The organism is Bradyrhizobium ferriligni (assembly GCF_056837965.1).
Window position 1 is genome coordinate 92,607 of the sequence record NZ_JBXEJO010000011.1, and the last position, 15,970, is coordinate 108,576.

Sequence of the window (15,970 nt, forward strand, 5' to 3'; positions counted from 1 at the left end):
AGAAGCAGCCATAACGGCTTGCGTAGCAGACCGCGATGGTTTCCGCGCATTGCACTAGCGAGGTTTGACGCGTGTTTCTGAGAGGTGCTTGTCCCAATGTGGGTGGATTTGGCCGTCCACTGTTGGCAGGTATTGGACCCATTCGGCTCGTATGCCTCGCGGGTCGATATCTCTGTTCGACACGACGTAGTCAATCTCGCCTCGCGTCGTGCCAATATCCATCAGCTCGCGGTCCGTCAGGCGGCATAATTCCGTTTGCAGCCTCCGGCGTTTGCGCCACTCCTGAAATGCCTTCCAATATGCTTCGAGCGGACTATAGACCGGCCGGTCGGCAGTTGCTCTGTGCTGCAACTTGGTGATCTCTTGGACTGTGCTCATTGCCGTGTGTCCTGTCTACTTTTCGCAGGACGAACATGCTGTACGACGAGCCACCGCGCCTGACATCCGGCTTACATTTTCCTTACCAGCGGCTTATTCTTTGCGTTCGAGGGCGTTAAAGCCTGAAAATCGAACGCCCTTTAAGGGATCGCCAGATGCGCTATTTCTTCGAGGAGTACGCATTCGATACTGACCGTCGCGAGCTACATCGCGGGACCATCCCTGTTCCCATCACGCCGCAGGTCTTCGATCTACTAGACCATTTGATCCGGCACAGGGAGCGCGTCGTCAGCAAGGACGATCTCATCAGCGCAGTTTGGAACGGACGCATAGTCTCAGATGCCGCGTTGACGACCCGCTTGAATGCCGCTCGCGCCGCAATCGGTGACGATGGTGACAAGCAGCGCCTAATCAAAACGTTGCCGCGCAAAGGCTTTCGCTTCGTTGGCGTAGTGCACGAAGGGCAGACGCCCGAAACTGCGGCGGCTAGTTCGGCGGCGCAGAACGACGGCACGGCACAAATGTCGCTTTCATCGCCTCACCTCTCCATCGTTGTGTTGCCCTTCGCCAACCTCAACGGCGACCCAGAGCACGACTATTTCGTTGATGGTGTAACGGAAAGCCTCACTACGGACTTGTCGCGGATCAGCGGCTCATTGGTGATCGGGCGACACACCGCATTCACCTACAAGGGCAAAGCAGTTGACCTCAAGCAAATCGGTCGCGAGTTGAACATCCGGTATGTGCTAGAAGGCTCCGTGCAGCGTCACGAAAGCCGACTTCGCGTCAACGTGCAGCTGGTAGACGCTGAAACCAGCGCGCACTTATGGGCGGACCGCTTTGACAAACCCGTCGCCGATCTGTTCGATATGCAGGACGAGATCATATCTAGGCTAGCTAACTCCTTAGACGCGCAGCTCGTCGCAGCCGAGGCCGTGAGAGCACAACGTTCGGCGCATCCCAATTCAATGGAGTTGTACTTCCAGGGCAGAGCTAAGCTCAATATGGGGTTGACTTCCGAATATATCTTGCAGGCGCGCCACTTTTTCGAGCGTGCCCTGACGCTTGATCCCGGCAATATCGAAGCGTGTCTGGGCTTAGCGCATGTTGATGGCATTGTTGGTGCCGGCTACATGACCGACAATCGGATAAAGTACCTTACCGTAGCAGAAGTGGCCGTTATGCATGTCCTGACCCTCGCGCCGAACCACGCCTTGGCTCACTTACATTTGGGAACAGCAAAAATTTTCACGAACCGCGTGTCCGAGGGCATTGACGAACTACAACACGCTTTGGCGTTGGACCGAAATCTGGCCCATGCGCACGGGTTAATCGGTCAAGCCAAGATTTTCCTCGGTCGCGGCGGGGACACTGAGGCGCATGTCTTAGAGGCACTCCGCCTGTCTCCCCGCGACATTCATGCCTTCATGTGGATGCAGTATGTCGGTTTCGCTAAGTTGCAACTTAGTGCCGATAGGGAAGCCGTCTGTTGGCTCCGCAGGAGCATCGACGCCAACCGAAATTATCCGTTTGCGCATCTTGGGCTCGCCGCTGCCCTAGCACTGCTTGGAGCACTCGATGACGCGCGGGCCGCGGCGCAAGCAGGGCTCGCGCTTCAACCTAATTTCAGCATCCGCCGCTTCCGCGCCAGCCCGTCGAGCGATAATCCAGCTTATCTCGCCAAACGTGAGCGCATTTATGAAGGCATGCGATTGGCAGGAGTACCGGAGGGGTAATGTCGCAGATGGGTCACAAGCAGCGGTCGAGGACCGCGCTCAGCCGTGTCCGGTCCACCTCAGCGTGCCGACATTGCAGCGTCAGGTGTAGTCTTCAGATCCGGGCCGAGGTTGGTAGGCGATCCAGGTAAGGAGGAAGTCGGCGGCGACGCGAGCGCGGCCTCGATGTTTGGGGTTTGCTCACCTCGTGTTAGACTTTGGCTACCCGATCAGGGAGAACAGCCATGACCGCCGAGTTCGATGAAGACCGCTTCAATATGGCTATCCGTAAATTTCTGAAGCATGTCGGAGTTACATCGCAGCGTGAAATCGAGAACCTGGTGCGTAGCGGGGCGGTGAAAGGTGGCGAGCTCAAACTGCGAATGACCCTGTCCGCTGAGGGGACGCCGCTGAAACATGTTGTCGAGGAAACAGTCGCACTCTGACCGCGAGAGAAGTCTTACCTACAAACGACGCAGGAAATAGTGCAGGAGAGTTGTTTCCATGATCGCGGGGATCAGCGCGGTCACGCTTGGCACCCACGAAATGCCACGGGCTGTCCGATTTTACCGCGCCTTGGGATTTGAGGTCCTGCATGGCGGCGAACAGTCGTCATTCACCAGCTTTCGGGCTGGTGCGAGTTATCTCAACCTCATCGCCCAGCCTGCCGATCGGTGCTGGTCCTGGTGGGGACGCATCATCTTTTATGTTGCCGATGTTGACAAACTCTACGACCGTTCGCTTGCAGCCGGATACCAGCCGGCTACTGTCCCCCGCGACGCCGAATGGGGTGAGCGCTACTTCCACCTGATTGATCCCGATGGCCACGAACTCAGTTTCGCCCGGCCTCTGCTCCCAGTTTCCGTCGAATAGCAGCTCGAAGCGACCTACCATCCCGCGCGGCAGCCGGCCTGGGTGCTCAAATGCCACGCTGCATAACAATGATCCTCGGTGACGGCGTGACGCGTTCATCCGCCGCCCGTCGCCGCGTCGCGCTAATGCGAACATCCCTGGATGTCGCAGAAGGGTCGCAGGACGATATTGCCGGGGTCGGGTCGCGTGTCCACTTTGCCCTGAAAGCGGGCGGGAAACCGACGAGCCTGGCAGGTCGGGACGACAAGCATTTGCGCAATTTCGGAATAATGGAAGTGTGGCACTGAGTTGCCCGACGTGTCAAGCGTCGATCGAGTACCGGCGGAAGCCGGCTACTGTGCATGGGGTTGTTTTCGATATTTTGGTCGCGCGCGCCTTCGCCCGGAAATGCCGTTGCAATACCGCCGGAACGGCACCGGAAACCGGCTGATTTCGACCTTCGGTCGATCCAGCAATTGTCAATTGCCGGGCTCGCCGCCGGTAGTGTAAAGCGATTCTAAGGCGGCTTGCCGGAAGCCGCCGTTCCATCCGGGAACCGCTTGATGACGCTGTGGTTTGTGTTCGCGCTGATGACGGTCGCGGCGATCTTTGCCGTGCTGTGGCCGCTCAGCCGCCGCGGGCGCGCGGATACCGGCGGCAGCGAGGTCGTGGTCTACCGCGACCAGCTCGCCGAAATCGACCGCGACATGGCCGCCGGCATCATCGGCGCCGCCGAGGCCGATGCCGCGCGGGTCGAGATCAGCCGCCGGCTGCTGGCCGCCGCCGATCAGAGCGGACGTGAGGCCCCGGTGCAGGGCAGCCTCAATCTGCGGCGCACTGCCGCGATCGTCGGCCTGGTCGGATTGCCGGTGATTGCCTCGAGCTTCTATCTCGCGCTCGGCTCGCCACGCCTCGGTGACTTTCCGCTCGCCGAGCGCGGCCGGGTGGCCGACGCCAACCAGCCACTCGCCAATCTGGTTGCCCAGGTCGAGGCGCATCTCGAAAAGAACCCGACCGACGGCCGCGGCTGGACGGTGCTGGCCCCGGTGCTGTCGCGCCTCGGCCGCTACGATGACGCCGTCCGCGCCTATCGCAACGCCATCACCTATGCCGGCGACAGCGCCGATCGCCGCGCCGATCTCGGCGAGGCGATGATGGGGACTGCCGGCGGCGTCGTCACCGCGGACGCCAAGGCGGAATTCGAGCGCGCGGTCGCGCTGAACGGCGACGATGCCAAGGCGAACTATTTCCTCGGCCTTGCCGCCGAGCAGGACGGCCGCAAGGCCGACGCCGCGGCGCTCTGGCAGAAGATGCTGGCGAAGGGCCCGGGGGACGCGCCGTGGCGGCCGCTGGTGCAGGCTGCGCTGGTCCGGGTCGGCGGCAGCGTGCCCGGCGGCGTCAGCGCACCCGGTGGCGTCAGCGCACCGGCGCTGCCGGACAGTGCGGTGGCTGCGGCCAGGGACATGAGCGAGGCCGACCGCGGCACCATGATCAAAGGCATGGTCGATCGGCTGGCGACGCGGCTGAAGACCAATGGCGACGACGTCGAGGGCTGGCTGCGGCTGGTCCGCGCCTATCTCGTGATGGGCGAGCGCGACAAGGCAATGAGCGCGCTCGCGGATGCCCGTCAGGCGGTCGGCAACGATGCCGACCGGTTGCGTCAGCTCAATGAGGGGCTGAAGAATCTCGGGCTGGATGGATAACGCATGACGCCGAAAAGTGCGGAGAATGTCATGCGCAAGGATGGAACATGACCAGGAAGCAACGGCGTTTGACACTGATCGGCTGCGCGCTCGTCGTGCTTGCGATCGCCGCGGGCCTGGTGCTGAACGCGCTGCGCGATTCCATCGTGTTCTTCTCGACGCCGTCGATGGTCGCCGAAAAGCATCTTGGTCCGGGTAAGCGTTTCCGGCTCGGCGGCCTGGTGGAACAGGGCTCGCTCAAGCGCGGCGACAATCTCGCCGTGACCTTCACCGTTGGTGACGGCGGCGCGACGCTGCCGGTCGCCTACAAGGGCATCCTGCCGGATCTGTTCCGCGAGGGGCAGGGCGTGGTTGCCGAAGGCGCGCTCGACGCGAACGGCGTGTTCCGCGCCGACACCGTGCTCGCCAAGCATGACGAGACCTACATGCCGAAGGACGTCGCCGACGCCTTGAAGAAGCAGGGCCACTGGAAGGACGATTACGGTGCCAAATCAAGCAATACGCCGAGCGCCTCCGCGGCGCCGACCCAGGGAGCCGTGCGGTGATTGCCGAAAGTGGACATTACGCCCTGGTGCTCGCGCTTGGGCTGGCGCTGATCCAGTCCATCGTGCCGATCGTCGGCGCGCGCTGGCGCGATGCGGCGCTGATGAACGTCGCGCGTTCGACCGCGCTCGCCCAATTGCTGTTCGTCGCGGCGTCGTTCGCGGCGCTGGTGACGCTGCACGTCACCTCGGATTTCTCGGTCGCCAATGTCTACGAGAATTCGCATTCGCTGAAGCCGCTGCTATACAAGATCACCGGCGTGTGGGGAAACCATGAAGGATCGATGCTGCTGTGGGTGTCGATCCTGGCGCTGTTCGGCGGCCTCGTCGCAGCCTTCGGCAACAATCTGCCGCTGTCGCTGCGTGCGCATGTGCTGGCGGTGCAGGCCTGGGTCGCCAGCGCGTTCTATCTGTTCATCCTGATCACCTCGAACCCGTTCCTGCGCATCGCCAATCCGCCGCTGGAAGGCCGCGACCTCAATCCGGTGCTGCAGGATATCGGCCTCGCCGTGCATCCGCCGATGCTCTATCTCGGCTATGTCGGCTTCTCGATCTCGTTCTCGTTCGCGGTGGCGGCGCTGCTGGAAGGACGGATCGACGCCGCCTGGGCGCGCTGGGTGCGGCCGTGGACGCTGATGGCGTGGATCTTCCTGACGCTCGGCATCGCGATGGGCTCCTACTGGGCCTACTACGAGCTCGGCTGGGGCGGCTGGTGGTTCTGGGATCCGGTCGAGAACGCCTCGCTGATGCCGTGGCTTGCCGGCACCGCGCTGCTGCATTCGGCGCTGGTGATGGAGAAGCGCAACGCGCTCAAGGTCTGGACCGTCCTGCTGTCGATCCTGACCTTCTCGCTGTCGCTGCTCGGCACCTTCCTGGTGCGCTCCGGCGTGCTGACCTCGGTCCACGCCTTCGCGACCGATCCGACACGCGGCGTGTTCATCCTGCTGATCCTGTTCGTCTTCATCGGCGGCAGCCTGTCGCTGTACGCCTGGCGCGCGCCGGCGCTGAAGCAGGGCGGGCTGTTCGCGCCGATCTCGCGCGAGGGCGCGCTGGTGCTCAACAATCTGCTGCTCACCACCGCCTGCGCGACCGTGTTCATCGGCACGCTGTATCCGCTGGCACTCGAGGTGCTGACCGGCGAGAAGATCTCGGTCGGCGCGCCGTTCTTCAATTTCACCTTCGCGCCGCTGTTCGTGCCGCTGCTGCTCGCGGTGCCGTTCGGGCCGCTGCTGGCCTGGAAGCGCGGCGATCTGCTCGGCGCGGCGCAGCGGCTGATGGTGGCCGGCATCGTCGCGCTGGTTGCGATGGCGCTGGTGTTGGCGTGGACCTATGGCGGCGCGACCTTGGCGCCGCTCGCGATTGCGCTTGCGGTGTTCGTGATCATGGGCGCGCTGTGCGATCTCGCCGAGCGCATCGCGCTGTTCCGGATTCCGCTGTCGCTCTCGCTGCGCCGGGCGCGCGGCCTGCCGCGCGCGACCTGGGGGACTGTGTTTGCGCATGCCGGTCTCGGCGTCGCGCTGATCGGGATCGTCTGCGAGACCACCTGGAACAGCGAATATATCGGCGCGATGAAGCCGGACGACGTCGCCCGCGTCGCCGGCTACCAGTTGCGGCTCGACGGCCTGAACCCGCGGCAGGGGCCGAACTTCCGCGAGATGGTCGCGCAATTCACCGTGACGCGTGACGGCGAGAAGGTCAGCGTGATGACGCCCTCGAAGCGCAACTTCACGACGCGCGGCGCCTCGACGACCGAGGCCGCGCTGATGACGCGCGGCGCAAGCCAGCTCTACATCTCGCTCGGCGATACCTCGGCCGACGGCGCGATCGCGGTGCGCATCTATCACAAGCCACTGGTGCTGATGATCTGGTGGGGACCGATGCTGATGGCGTTCGGCGGCATGCTGTCGCTGTCCGACCGCCGCTTGCGGGTCGGCGCGCCGAAGCCCGCGAAAGCGGCGCGCGCATTGCAGGCGGCCGAGTGATGCGGTCGCGCGCGCTTGCAGCCGCCGTGCTTGCGACGGCCCTGATGCTCGGCGCGATGCCGGCCGGGGCCGTGCTGCCCGACGAGATCATGGCGGATCCGGCCAAGGAGGCGAGGGCGCGCGAGCTCTCCAAAGAGCTGCGCTGCATGGTCTGCCAGAACCAGTCGATCGACGATTCGGAGGCGCCGCTGGCGCGCGACCTCCGTCTTTTGGTGCGTGAACGCATCTCGGCCGGCGACAGCGACCGCCAGGTGATCGATTTCCTGGTGGCCCGCTACGGCGAATTCGTGCTGCTCAAGCCGCGCCTCAACGAGCACACGCTGCTGCTGTGGCTGACCCCGCCGCTGGCGCTTCTGCTGGGCGGTTTTGCGCTCTGGCGCCTCGGACGGCGCAAGGCAAATCCGGCCGCGGGCGGGGGCGATTCCGCCGCCGGACTGACGTCCGACGAGCAGGCGCGCCTGAAACGCCTGCTGACGGCGGAATCCGCGCCGGACAAGCCGCTTTAGTTCCCTTTTAAGTCCTTTATTTACCTGCGCTATTCTGCCGCAGCGGTGGCCTGCTCAATTACCAAAGTTTAATTCCGCAGCCAGCGCGCTGTAAGGCTGATGACCCCATGTTCAGACCCATCAGGTGCTCGCCCCCGGCACCAATGATTCTGGCCCTGGAGATTTCAAGACATGACCGACCGTCCCGACCTCTCGACCCTTCCGTCCTACAAGGCGCCGAAGCGCTCGCTGTTCTCTGCCCGCAAACTCGCGCTGATGGCGTCGGTCGTGGCCGGCCTCGGTGCCGCCACCTACGGCTTCAGCCCCTCGCACAACCCCGCCGACCTGTTCACGACGCCCGCGCATGCGCAGGTCAATAACGAGGTCAAGAAGGTTCAGCAGCCGGTCGGGTTTGCCGACATCGTCGAGCGCGTGAAGCCGTCGGTGATCTCGGTCAAGGTCAACATTCGCGAGAAGGTCGCGAAGGATGACAGCAACAACAATGACGATTCGCCGTTCCAGCCGGGTTCGCCGATGGAGCGCTTCTTCCGCCGCTTCGGCGGTCCGGATGGCTTGCCCCCGGGCCTGCGCGGTGGACCGCGTGGCGGTGGCGTGGTGACGGGCCAGGGCTCCGGCTTCTTCATCTCGGCTGACGGCTTTGCCGTGACCAACAATCACGTCGTCGACGGCGCCGACAAGGTCGAAGTCACCACCGACGACGGCAAGACCTATTCCGCCAAGGTGATCGGCACCGATCCGCGCACCGACCTCGCGCTGATCAAGGTCGAGGGTGGCTCCAACTTCCAGTTCGCCAAGCTGTCCGAAACCAAGCCGCGCATCGGCGACTGGGTGCTGGCGGTCGGCAATCCGTTCGGCCTCGGCGGCACCGTGACCGCGGGCATCGTCTCGGCCTCCGGCCGCGACATCGGCAACGGCCCTTATGACGATTTCATCCAGATCGATGCGCCCGTGAACAAGGGCAATTCGGGTGGCCCGGCATTCGACGTGTCCGGTGAGGTGATGGGCGTCAACACGGCGATCTACTCGCCGTCCGGCGGCAGCGTCGGCATCGCGTTCTCGATCCCGGCCCAGACCGTCAAGAGCGTCGTCGCCCAGCTGAAGGACAAGGGCGCGGTCAGCCGTGGCTGGATCGGCGTCCAGATCCAGCCGGTGACCTCCGACATCGCCGACAGCCTCGGCATGAAGAAGGCCGAAGGCGCGCTGGTTGCCGAACCGCAGGCCAACGGCCCCGCGGCCAAGGCCGGCATCGAATCCGGTGACGTCATCACCGCCGTCAACGGCGAGCCGGTGAAGGATGCGCGCGAGCTCGCCCGCACCATCGGTGGCCTCGCGCCCGGCAACGCCGTGAAGCTGAACGTGCTGCACAAGGGTCAGGACAAGACCGTCAACCTCACGCTCGGCCAGCTGCCGAACAACCTGGAAGCCAAGGCTGACACCGACAAGAGCGACAAGGGCAATTCGTCCCGCGGCACCGACGTGCCGAAGCTCGGCCTCACCGTCGCGCCCGCCAACAGCGTGGCCGGCGCCGGCAAGGATGGCGTGGTCGTGACCGAAGTCGATCCCAAGAGTGCTGCCGCTGAGCGGGGCTTCAAGGAAGGCGACGTGATCCTCGAGGTCGCCGGCAAGTCCGTCGGCACCGCCGGTGAAGTGCGTGATGCGATCACCGCGGCGCGCAATGACAGCAAGAACAGCGTTCTCATGCGCGTGAAGAGCGGCGGTTCGTCGCGCTTTGTGGCAGTGCCGCTGGCGAAGGGATAACTATCTATGAGTTGGAAGGCGTCGCCGGCATCAGTCGCCCCCGCCGACGGCGCTTTCCGGGGGGCGGGCCCCTTGCTCGCTCCCTACGTTGCCTTTCGATGGAATATGCCCCCCTCTGTCGGAAGGTCTCAGGGCGGTGAGGTCCCCCAGCTTCACCGCCCACTTTTTCCAAGCAATCGAGAATATGCGCGGTCGTCTTGCATGTGCAGGCCGGCCGCGTCATGCTGACAGAGGGCCAATTCCCGTGACCGCAATCGCTCCGCAAATGCGCATCCTGATCATCGAAGACGACCGTGAGTCAGCCGACTATCTGGTCAAGGCATTCCGCGAAGTCGGCTACATCGCCGATCTCGCCTCCGATGGCGAGGAAGGGCTGTCGATGGCCGAGACCGGCGACTATGACGTGCTGGTTGTGGATCGCATGCTGCCGAAGCGTGACGGCCTGTCGCTGATCGGCAGCCTGCGCGACAAGGGCAACCGGACGCCGGTGCTGATCCTCTCGGCGCTCGGCCAGGTCGATGACCGCATCAAGGGCCTGCGCGCCGGAGGCGACGACTACCTGCCGAAACCCTATTCCTTCGCCGAGCTGCTCGCGCGCGTCGAGGTGCTGTCGCGGCGCAATGTCGGCCCGGCCGAGGAGACGACTTACCGGGTCGGCGACCTCGAGCTCGATCGGCTGTCCCATCGCGTCGCCCGCGGCAAGGACGAGTTGACCTTGCAGCCGCGCGAGTTCCGCCTGCTCGAATATCTCATGAGGCATGCCGGGCAGGTGGTGACGCGCACCATGCTGCTCGAGAATGTCTGGGACTATCATTTCGATCCGCAGACCAACGTCATCGACGTCCACATCTCGCGGCTGCGCTCCAAGATCGACAAGGGTTTTGAGCGGCCGCTGCTGCATACCATCCGCGGCGCGGGGTATATGATCCGTGACGGCATTCGGTAAACTGATCCGGACCACGGCGTTTCGGCTGACGCTGGTCTACCTGTTCCTGTTCGCGCTGTTCGCCGCCTCGCTGCTGGCTTACTTCGCCTGGAACACGCGGCGGCTGATCACCGAGCAGATCACGACGACGGTCAACGTCGAGATCAGCGAGATCACCGACATCTACAACCGCCGCGGCCTGCGCGGCCTGCTGGGCACCATGGGCAATCGTGCGCTGCGGCCGGGCGCCAACCTCTATCTGGTGACGGCGCCGAACGGGCAGATGCTCGCCGGCAATGTCGGCGCGCTGGCGCCGGGCGTGATGAGCACGCAGGGCTGGACGGAGACCGCCTATCGCCGGCTCGACGACCAGGACAAGACCGATCACCGCGCGCTGGTGCGGGTCACCCAGATGGACAACGGCTTCCGTCTGCTGGTCGGGCGCGACCTCGAGGAACGGCGGCGGCTGTTCGGCATCGTCGCCAAGGCCGCGCAATGGTCGATCCTCGTCGTCGTCGTGCTCGGCATCGGCGGCGGTATCTTTGTCGCCCGCCGCGTGCTGCACCGGATCGACGCCATGACCGGAACCACCAAGCGCATCATGGCCGGCGATCTGTCCGGCCGGCTGCCGGTCGGCCGCAGCGGCGACGAGCTCGATCGCCTGGCGGAAAATCTCAACGCCATGCTCGAGCGCATCGAGGCGCTGATGACGGGGCTGAAGGAGGTCTCCGACAACATCGCCCATGACCTCAAGACGCCGCTGACGCGGCTGCGCAACCGCGCCGAGGAGGCGCTGGCGCGGTCGGGCTGCGAGGCCGACTATCGCGCGGCGCTGGAGCGGACCATCGAGGAGTCCGACGGGCTGATCCGCACCTTCAACGCCCTGTTGATGATCGCGCGTGCCGAGTCAGGCCAGGCACGCGGCAACATGGACGATTTCGACGGTGCCGATGTCGCCAACGGCATCCACGAACTGTACGAGCCGCTGGCCGAGGACGACGGCATGACGCTGCAGGTGAAGACCGTGCCGGCGCCGATTCACGGCAACCGCGAATTGATCAGCCAGGCGGTCGCCAACCTGGTCGAGAATGCCATCAAATACGGCAAGCCCGACGCCAGCGTGCAGCCGCTCAATGCGGATGCGCGGGAGATCCTGATCGAGGCGCGGCGCGAGGGCGACCAGGTCCTGCTCAGCGTCACCGACCACGGCCCGGGCATTCCCGAGGCCGACCGCAAGCACGCGGTCGAGCGCTTCGTCCGGCTCGAGGCGAGCCGCACCTTACCCGGTTCCGGTCTCGGCCTCAGCCTGGCCTCGGCGGTCGCCACGCTTCATGGCGGCGAGCTCAGGCTCGGCGATGCCCATCCGGGGCTGGTCGCCACCCTGGTGTTGCCGGCGCGGGCGGGCGGCAGTGACAGGCTTGCGGCTCAAACGCAGGATGTGCCACAGAAGGCGGCATGAATGCCGCCGCGCCGGGAAACGCGGATCGACATCGTCTGGCCGCGCGGTTCGCGGACGGACCGCGTGTCGCCGCGCCCGTATCCGCCGATCAGCGCCTGACCGACTGGTTCGCCGAGCTCGAGCCGGCGCAATCGGCCGCGCTCAATGCGTTGCTCGAACATCCGTTCGCACGGGACATCCTGCGCGGCATCGCCGAGTTCTCGCCCTATTTGTTCGAGCTCGCCCGCGCCGACGCCGCGCGGCTGATCCGGATCCTGTCATGCGACCCGGAGTCGCATCTTGCCGGCCTGATCGAGACGACGTCGCGCGAGGTGCTCGCCGCCGGCAGCGAGGCCGACGTGATGGTTCTGCTTCGCCGCATGAAGGCGGAGGCTGCGCTGATGATCGCGCTGTGCGACATCGGCGGCGTTTGGCCGGTGATGCGGGTGACGGCGGCGCTGACCGACATCGCGGTGAATTCGGTGCAATCGGCGCTGCGATATTTGTTCCGGCAGGAAGTGGCCCGCGGCCGGATGACCGCCGCCGATCCCGATCACCCCGAGGCAGGCTCGGGCCTGATCGTGCTCGCGATGGGCAAGATGGGGGCCGGCGAGCTGAATTATTCCAGCGACATCGACCTGATCGTGTTCTTCGATCGCGCGGCCACCTCGCTCGCCGAGGACATCGAGCCGCAGCCGTTCTTCGTGCGCGTCACCCAGGCGATGGCGCGGATGCTGCAGCAGCGCTCGGGCGACGGCTACGTGTTCCGGGTCGATCTCAGGCTGCGGCCGGACCCGGCCTCGACCCAGGTCGCGATCTCGACCGACGCGGCGCTGCATTATTACGAGCGCGAGGGGCGCACCTGGGAGCGCGCCGCGATGATCAAGGCGCGGCCCTGCGCCGGCGATCCCAAGGCCGGCGAGGCGCTGATCGCCGAGCTCGCGCCCTTCGTCTGGCGCAAGCATCTGGATTTTGCCGCGCTGGCCGATGTCCACGACATGAAGCGGCAGATGCAGACCTATCGCGGCCAGAGCGAGATCTCGGTCGAGGGCCATAACGTCAAGGTCGGCCGCGGCGGCATCCGCGAGATCGAGTTCTTCGCCCAGACCCAGCAGCTGATCGCCGGCGGCCGCCATCCGGAGTTGCGGGTGCGGCCGACGCTGGAGGCGCTCAACGTGCTCGCCAACAGCAACTGGATCACCTTTGAAGCGCGCGACGAACTGACGACGGCCTACGAATTCCTGCGCCGGGTCGAGCACCGGCTGCAGATGATCGCCGACGAGCAGACCCATTCGCTGCCCGAAGCGCCTGAGGATGTCGAGCGCTTTGCGCATTTCTTCGGCTACGAGAATCGCGAGGCCTTCGCCAGGGATTTGCTCGGCCAGCTCAAGATCGTGCAGAACCATTACGGCAAGCTGTTCGAGGGCGACGATCCGACCGGCACTGCGAAGCTGCCGGATATCGACTATGGCGCCGGGCCCGAGGATGCCCGCCTGATCGAGCATCTCGCCAATCTCGGCTTCAAGAAGCCCATTGCGGTTGCCGGCACCGTGCAGCAATGGATCGGGGGCGACTATCGCGCGCTGCGCGTCGAGGCGACGCGCGCCGCGTTCCTCGAATTCATCCCCGGCCTGATCGACGGCCTCGCGAATGCCGAGGAGCCTGATGATGCGGTGGCGGCGTTCGACCGTTTCCTCGGCGCGCTGCAACGGGGCGGGCGGCTGATCTCGCTGCTCAGCCAGAACCGCGACTTCGTCGCGCTGGTGGCACTGATCCTCGGCGCGGCACCGCGGCTCGGCGACATGCTGGCGCGGCAGCCGCAGATCATGGACGGCCTGGTCGATCCGCGCTTCTTCGGCGCGATGCCGGACAAGAAGGAATTGTCGGAGCGGCTGGCCGCCACGCTGCAGGATGCGTCGTCTTACGAGGATTTCCTCGATCGTCTGCGATTGTTCGGCCAGGAGAGCCTGTTCCTGATCGGCACGCGGATCCTGTCCGGCACGGTGTCGGCGCAGCACGCCAGCACCGCCTTTGCCGATGTGGCCGAGGGCATCGTCCACACCGTGCACGGCCTCGTCACCGACCAGTTCGCCGCGCAATATGGCCGGATCAAGGAGCAGGAGACCGCGATTGTCGCGATGGGCCGGCTCGGCAGCCGCGAGATGACGGCGTCCTCCGACCTCGATTTGATCCTGCTGTACGATTTCGACAGCGAGGCGCCGGATTCCGACGGCGAGCGCTCGCTGCACGGCGCGCAGTATTTTGCCCGCTTCACCCAGCGCCTGATCAGCGCCTTCACGACCCGGACCAATTACGGCGTGCTCTACGAGGTCGACATGCGGCTGCGCCCGTCGGGGCGCGCCGGACCGGTCGCATCGCGGATCGACTCATTTGCCGACTACCAGGAGCGCGAGGCGTGGACCTGGGAGCACATGGCGCTGACGCGCGCCCGCGTGATCTCGTCGTCGCCGGAGTTCCGCGAGAAGATCGAAGCGATCATCCGCAGCGTGCTGACCCGGCCGCGCGATGCGGCGTCGACCGCGGCCGACGTTGCCGACATGCGGCGCGCGATCGCGCTGGAGAAGGGCGAGGACGATGTCTGGGATCTCAAGCTCGCCGCCGGCGGGCTCGTCGACATCGATTTCATCGCGCAATATCTCCAGCTCGCGCATGCCTCGGTGAAGTCGGAAATTCTCAGCGTCTCCACGCTGCAGGTGCTCGACAATGCCGCCAAGCTCGGCCTGCTCGGCCAGTCCGAGGCCGAGGTCCTGCGCTCGGCGGCGCGGCTCTATCATGACCTGACGCAGATCCTGCGGCTCTGCGTCACCGGCAAGTTCAATCCGGAGACCGCGGGCGAAGACCTGCTGCGCGTGATGGCGCGGGCAGGTGACACGCCGGACTTCTCCGCGCTGGAAGCGCGCCTGCGCGAGACTCAGGGCGAGGTGCGCCGCGTCTTCAACACGATCGTGGGTTAGGGGAAGCTATGATCTCAATCCCGTCATCCTGAGGAGCGCGTAGCGCGTCTCGAAGGATGCACGGCCACGCTCGTGCCCGTCGCCCTTCGAGACGGCCGCTTTGCGGCCTCCTCAGGGTGACGGTGAGAGAGCGCGGTGCAGAGTTGAGCTCGCTACGCCTGCTGCTTCAGCTTCTGCAAGGCATCGCGGACGTCGGGATCGAGGCCGGTGCCGCCGGCGTCGAGATGGGCGAAAATCTGCTTGCGCATCCGCGGGTCCCAGAACTTCCAGATGTGCTCGGAAATGCCCTGCACGGCGCGATCGCGCCCCTGGCTCTGGAAGAATTTTCCGATCTGGTTCGCCATATAGACCAGTTTGTCAGGCGACGACGACATAAGCGGACTCCTTGCCGGCCACCGCGCCTGTGACGCGTTCCGGATGCGTAAAGATTTCAAATCCATCGGCGCGAGCGATCGCGGCGAGCGTGATGCCGGCGGCATCCGCCATCCGCACCGCGAGCGCGGTCGGCGCCGACACCGCGGCGATCAGCGGCGCGCCGATCGCGGCGGTCTTCTGCACCATTTCGACCGAAACGCGGCTGGTCAGCAGCACCATTCCGTCGCTGGCTGCGACCTTGTCGCGGGCCAGCGCGCCGGCGAGCTTGTCGAGCGCATTGTGGCGGCCGACATCCTCGCGCAGCGCCACGATGCCGCGCCCACCCGTCCAGAACGCCGCGGCGTGCACGGCGCGCGTCTGGTGGTTGATCTCCTGCAGCGGCGCGACCGCCGCCATCGCCGCCATGATCTCGCGCGGCGCGAAGACGCGACCTGCGCGCACCACCGCGGCCGGCCGGACCGCCTCGCTGATGGAATCAAGTCCACACAGGCCGCAGCCGGTCGGGCCGGCGATGTTGCGCCGCCGCTCGGCGATCCGCTCGGCCCTGTCAGGCCTGAGCCACATCCGAAGCTCGATGCCGTCATCGAGCTCGACGATATCGAGGGTCTCGATCTCGTCGGCCGATTGCACGATGCCTTCGCTCAGGCTGAAGCCCACGGCGAAATCGCCGAGGTCCTCGGGCGAGCCCATCATCACGGCGTAGGTGCCGCCATTATAGGTCAGCGCGAGCGGCGTCTCCTCCGGGATCAGGCGCGCGCCGTCACTGAAGACGCCGTTGCGCCAGACCTTCCGGTTCGCCTGATAGACGGGCTCGCGCATCG

The 15,970-nt window shown here is 65.2% G+C and carries 14 protein-coding genes; 11 read left to right on the top strand and 3 right to left on the bottom strand.

Annotated features, from left to right (window positions below):
- Positions 1-54: 54 nt before the first annotated feature.
- Positions 55-378, bottom strand: coding sequence for a DUF1127 domain-containing protein (locus AC1VNY_RS08875; RefSeq protein WP_028345270.1), 324 nt, complete (start codon positions 376-378; stop codon positions 55-57).
- 155 nt (positions 379-533) lie between these two features.
- On the opposite strand from AC1VNY_RS08875, the gene AC1VNY_RS08880 reads away from it, so the two are divergent.
- From AC1VNY_RS08880 to AC1VNY_RS08930, 11 genes are all read left to right on the top strand, one after another.
- A complete protein-coding gene (locus tag AC1VNY_RS08880; protein WP_092079683.1) occupies positions 534-2,114 on the top strand; it encodes a winged helix-turn-helix domain-containing protein in 1,581 nt (526 codons plus the stop codon).
- Between the two features lie 224 nt (positions 2,115-2,338).
- Complete coding sequence (locus AC1VNY_RS08885) at positions 2,339-2,539, top strand: DUF6494 family protein (protein WP_027547784.1); 201 nt, start codon at positions 2,339-2,341, stop codon at positions 2,537-2,539.
- A gap of 58 nt (positions 2,540-2,597) precedes the next feature.
- Entirely contained in the window at positions 2,598-2,966 is a 369-nt protein-coding gene (locus AC1VNY_RS08890; RefSeq protein ID WP_482404868.1) for a VOC family protein, read from the top strand.
- 542 nt (positions 2,967-3,508) lie between these two features.
- Positions 3,509-4,648 carry a c-type cytochrome biogenesis protein CcmI gene (ccmI, locus tag AC1VNY_RS08895; RefSeq protein ID WP_482404869.1) on the top strand — a complete coding sequence of 380 codons (1,140 nt, stop codon included), beginning with the start codon at positions 3,509-3,511 and terminating at the stop codon, positions 4,646-4,648.
- Between the two features lie 47 nt (positions 4,649-4,695).
- Positions 4,696-5,193 carry a cytochrome c maturation protein CcmE gene (gene ccmE / locus AC1VNY_RS08900; RefSeq protein ID WP_038382192.1) on the top strand — a complete coding sequence of 166 codons (498 nt, stop codon included), beginning with the start codon at positions 4,696-4,698 and terminating at the stop codon, positions 5,191-5,193.
- A complete protein-coding gene (locus AC1VNY_RS08905) occupies positions 5,190-7,172 on the top strand; it encodes a heme lyase CcmF/NrfE family subunit (RefSeq protein WP_482404870.1) in 1,983 nt (660 codons plus the stop codon). Before ccmE ends, AC1VNY_RS08905 begins: the two co-directional genes overlap by 4 nt.
- Positions 7,172-7,678 carry a cytochrome c-type biogenesis protein gene (locus AC1VNY_RS08910; RefSeq protein ID WP_482404871.1) on the top strand — a complete coding sequence of 169 codons (507 nt, stop codon included), beginning with the start codon at positions 7,172-7,174 and terminating at the stop codon, positions 7,676-7,678. The genes AC1VNY_RS08905 and AC1VNY_RS08910 overlap by 1 nt, the downstream gene beginning before the upstream one ends.
- Positions 7,679-7,849: 171 nt before the next feature.
- Positions 7,850-9,436 carry a Do family serine endopeptidase gene (locus AC1VNY_RS08915; protein WP_057020253.1) on the top strand — a complete coding sequence of 529 codons (1,587 nt, stop codon included), beginning with the start codon at positions 7,850-7,852 and terminating at the stop codon, positions 9,434-9,436.
- 265 nt (positions 9,437-9,701) lie between these two features.
- On the top strand, positions 9,702-10,382 hold the full coding sequence (locus AC1VNY_RS08920) for a winged helix-turn-helix domain-containing protein (protein ID WP_482404887.1): 681 nt from the start codon (positions 9,702-9,704) through the stop codon (positions 10,380-10,382).
- The gene (locus AC1VNY_RS08925) at positions 10,366-11,820 is read left to right on the top strand and encodes a sensor histidine kinase (RefSeq protein ID WP_038379574.1); all 1,455 of its coding nucleotides are present in this window, start codon (positions 10,366-10,368) and stop codon (positions 11,818-11,820) included. The genes AC1VNY_RS08920 and AC1VNY_RS08925 overlap by 17 nt, the downstream gene beginning before the upstream one ends.
- Positions 11,817-14,774, top strand: a complete 2,958-nt coding sequence (locus AC1VNY_RS08930; protein WP_482404872.1) for a bifunctional [glutamine synthetase] adenylyltransferase/[glutamine synthetase]-adenylyl-L-tyrosine phosphorylase — start codon at positions 11,817-11,819, stop codon at positions 14,772-14,774. The genes AC1VNY_RS08925 and AC1VNY_RS08930 overlap by 4 nt, the downstream gene beginning before the upstream one ends.
- 152 nt (positions 14,775-14,926) lie before the next feature.
- Here the strand turns inward: AC1VNY_RS08930 and AC1VNY_RS08935 are convergent, their stop codons facing one another.
- Together AC1VNY_RS08935 and fdhD are read right to left on the bottom strand one after the other, a co-directional pair.
- The gene (locus AC1VNY_RS08935; RefSeq protein WP_028331549.1) at positions 14,927-15,148 is read right to left on the bottom strand and encodes a formate dehydrogenase subunit delta; all 222 of its coding nucleotides are present in this window, start codon (positions 15,146-15,148) and stop codon (positions 14,927-14,929) included.
- Positions 15,132-15,968: a formate dehydrogenase accessory sulfurtransferase FdhD gene (gene fdhD / locus AC1VNY_RS08940; RefSeq protein WP_482404873.1), complete on the bottom strand. Its 837-nt coding sequence runs from the start codon at positions 15,966-15,968 to the stop codon at positions 15,132-15,134. Before fdhD ends, AC1VNY_RS08935 begins: the two co-directional genes overlap by 17 nt.
- Between the last annotated feature and the right edge of the window lie 2 nt (positions 15,969-15,970).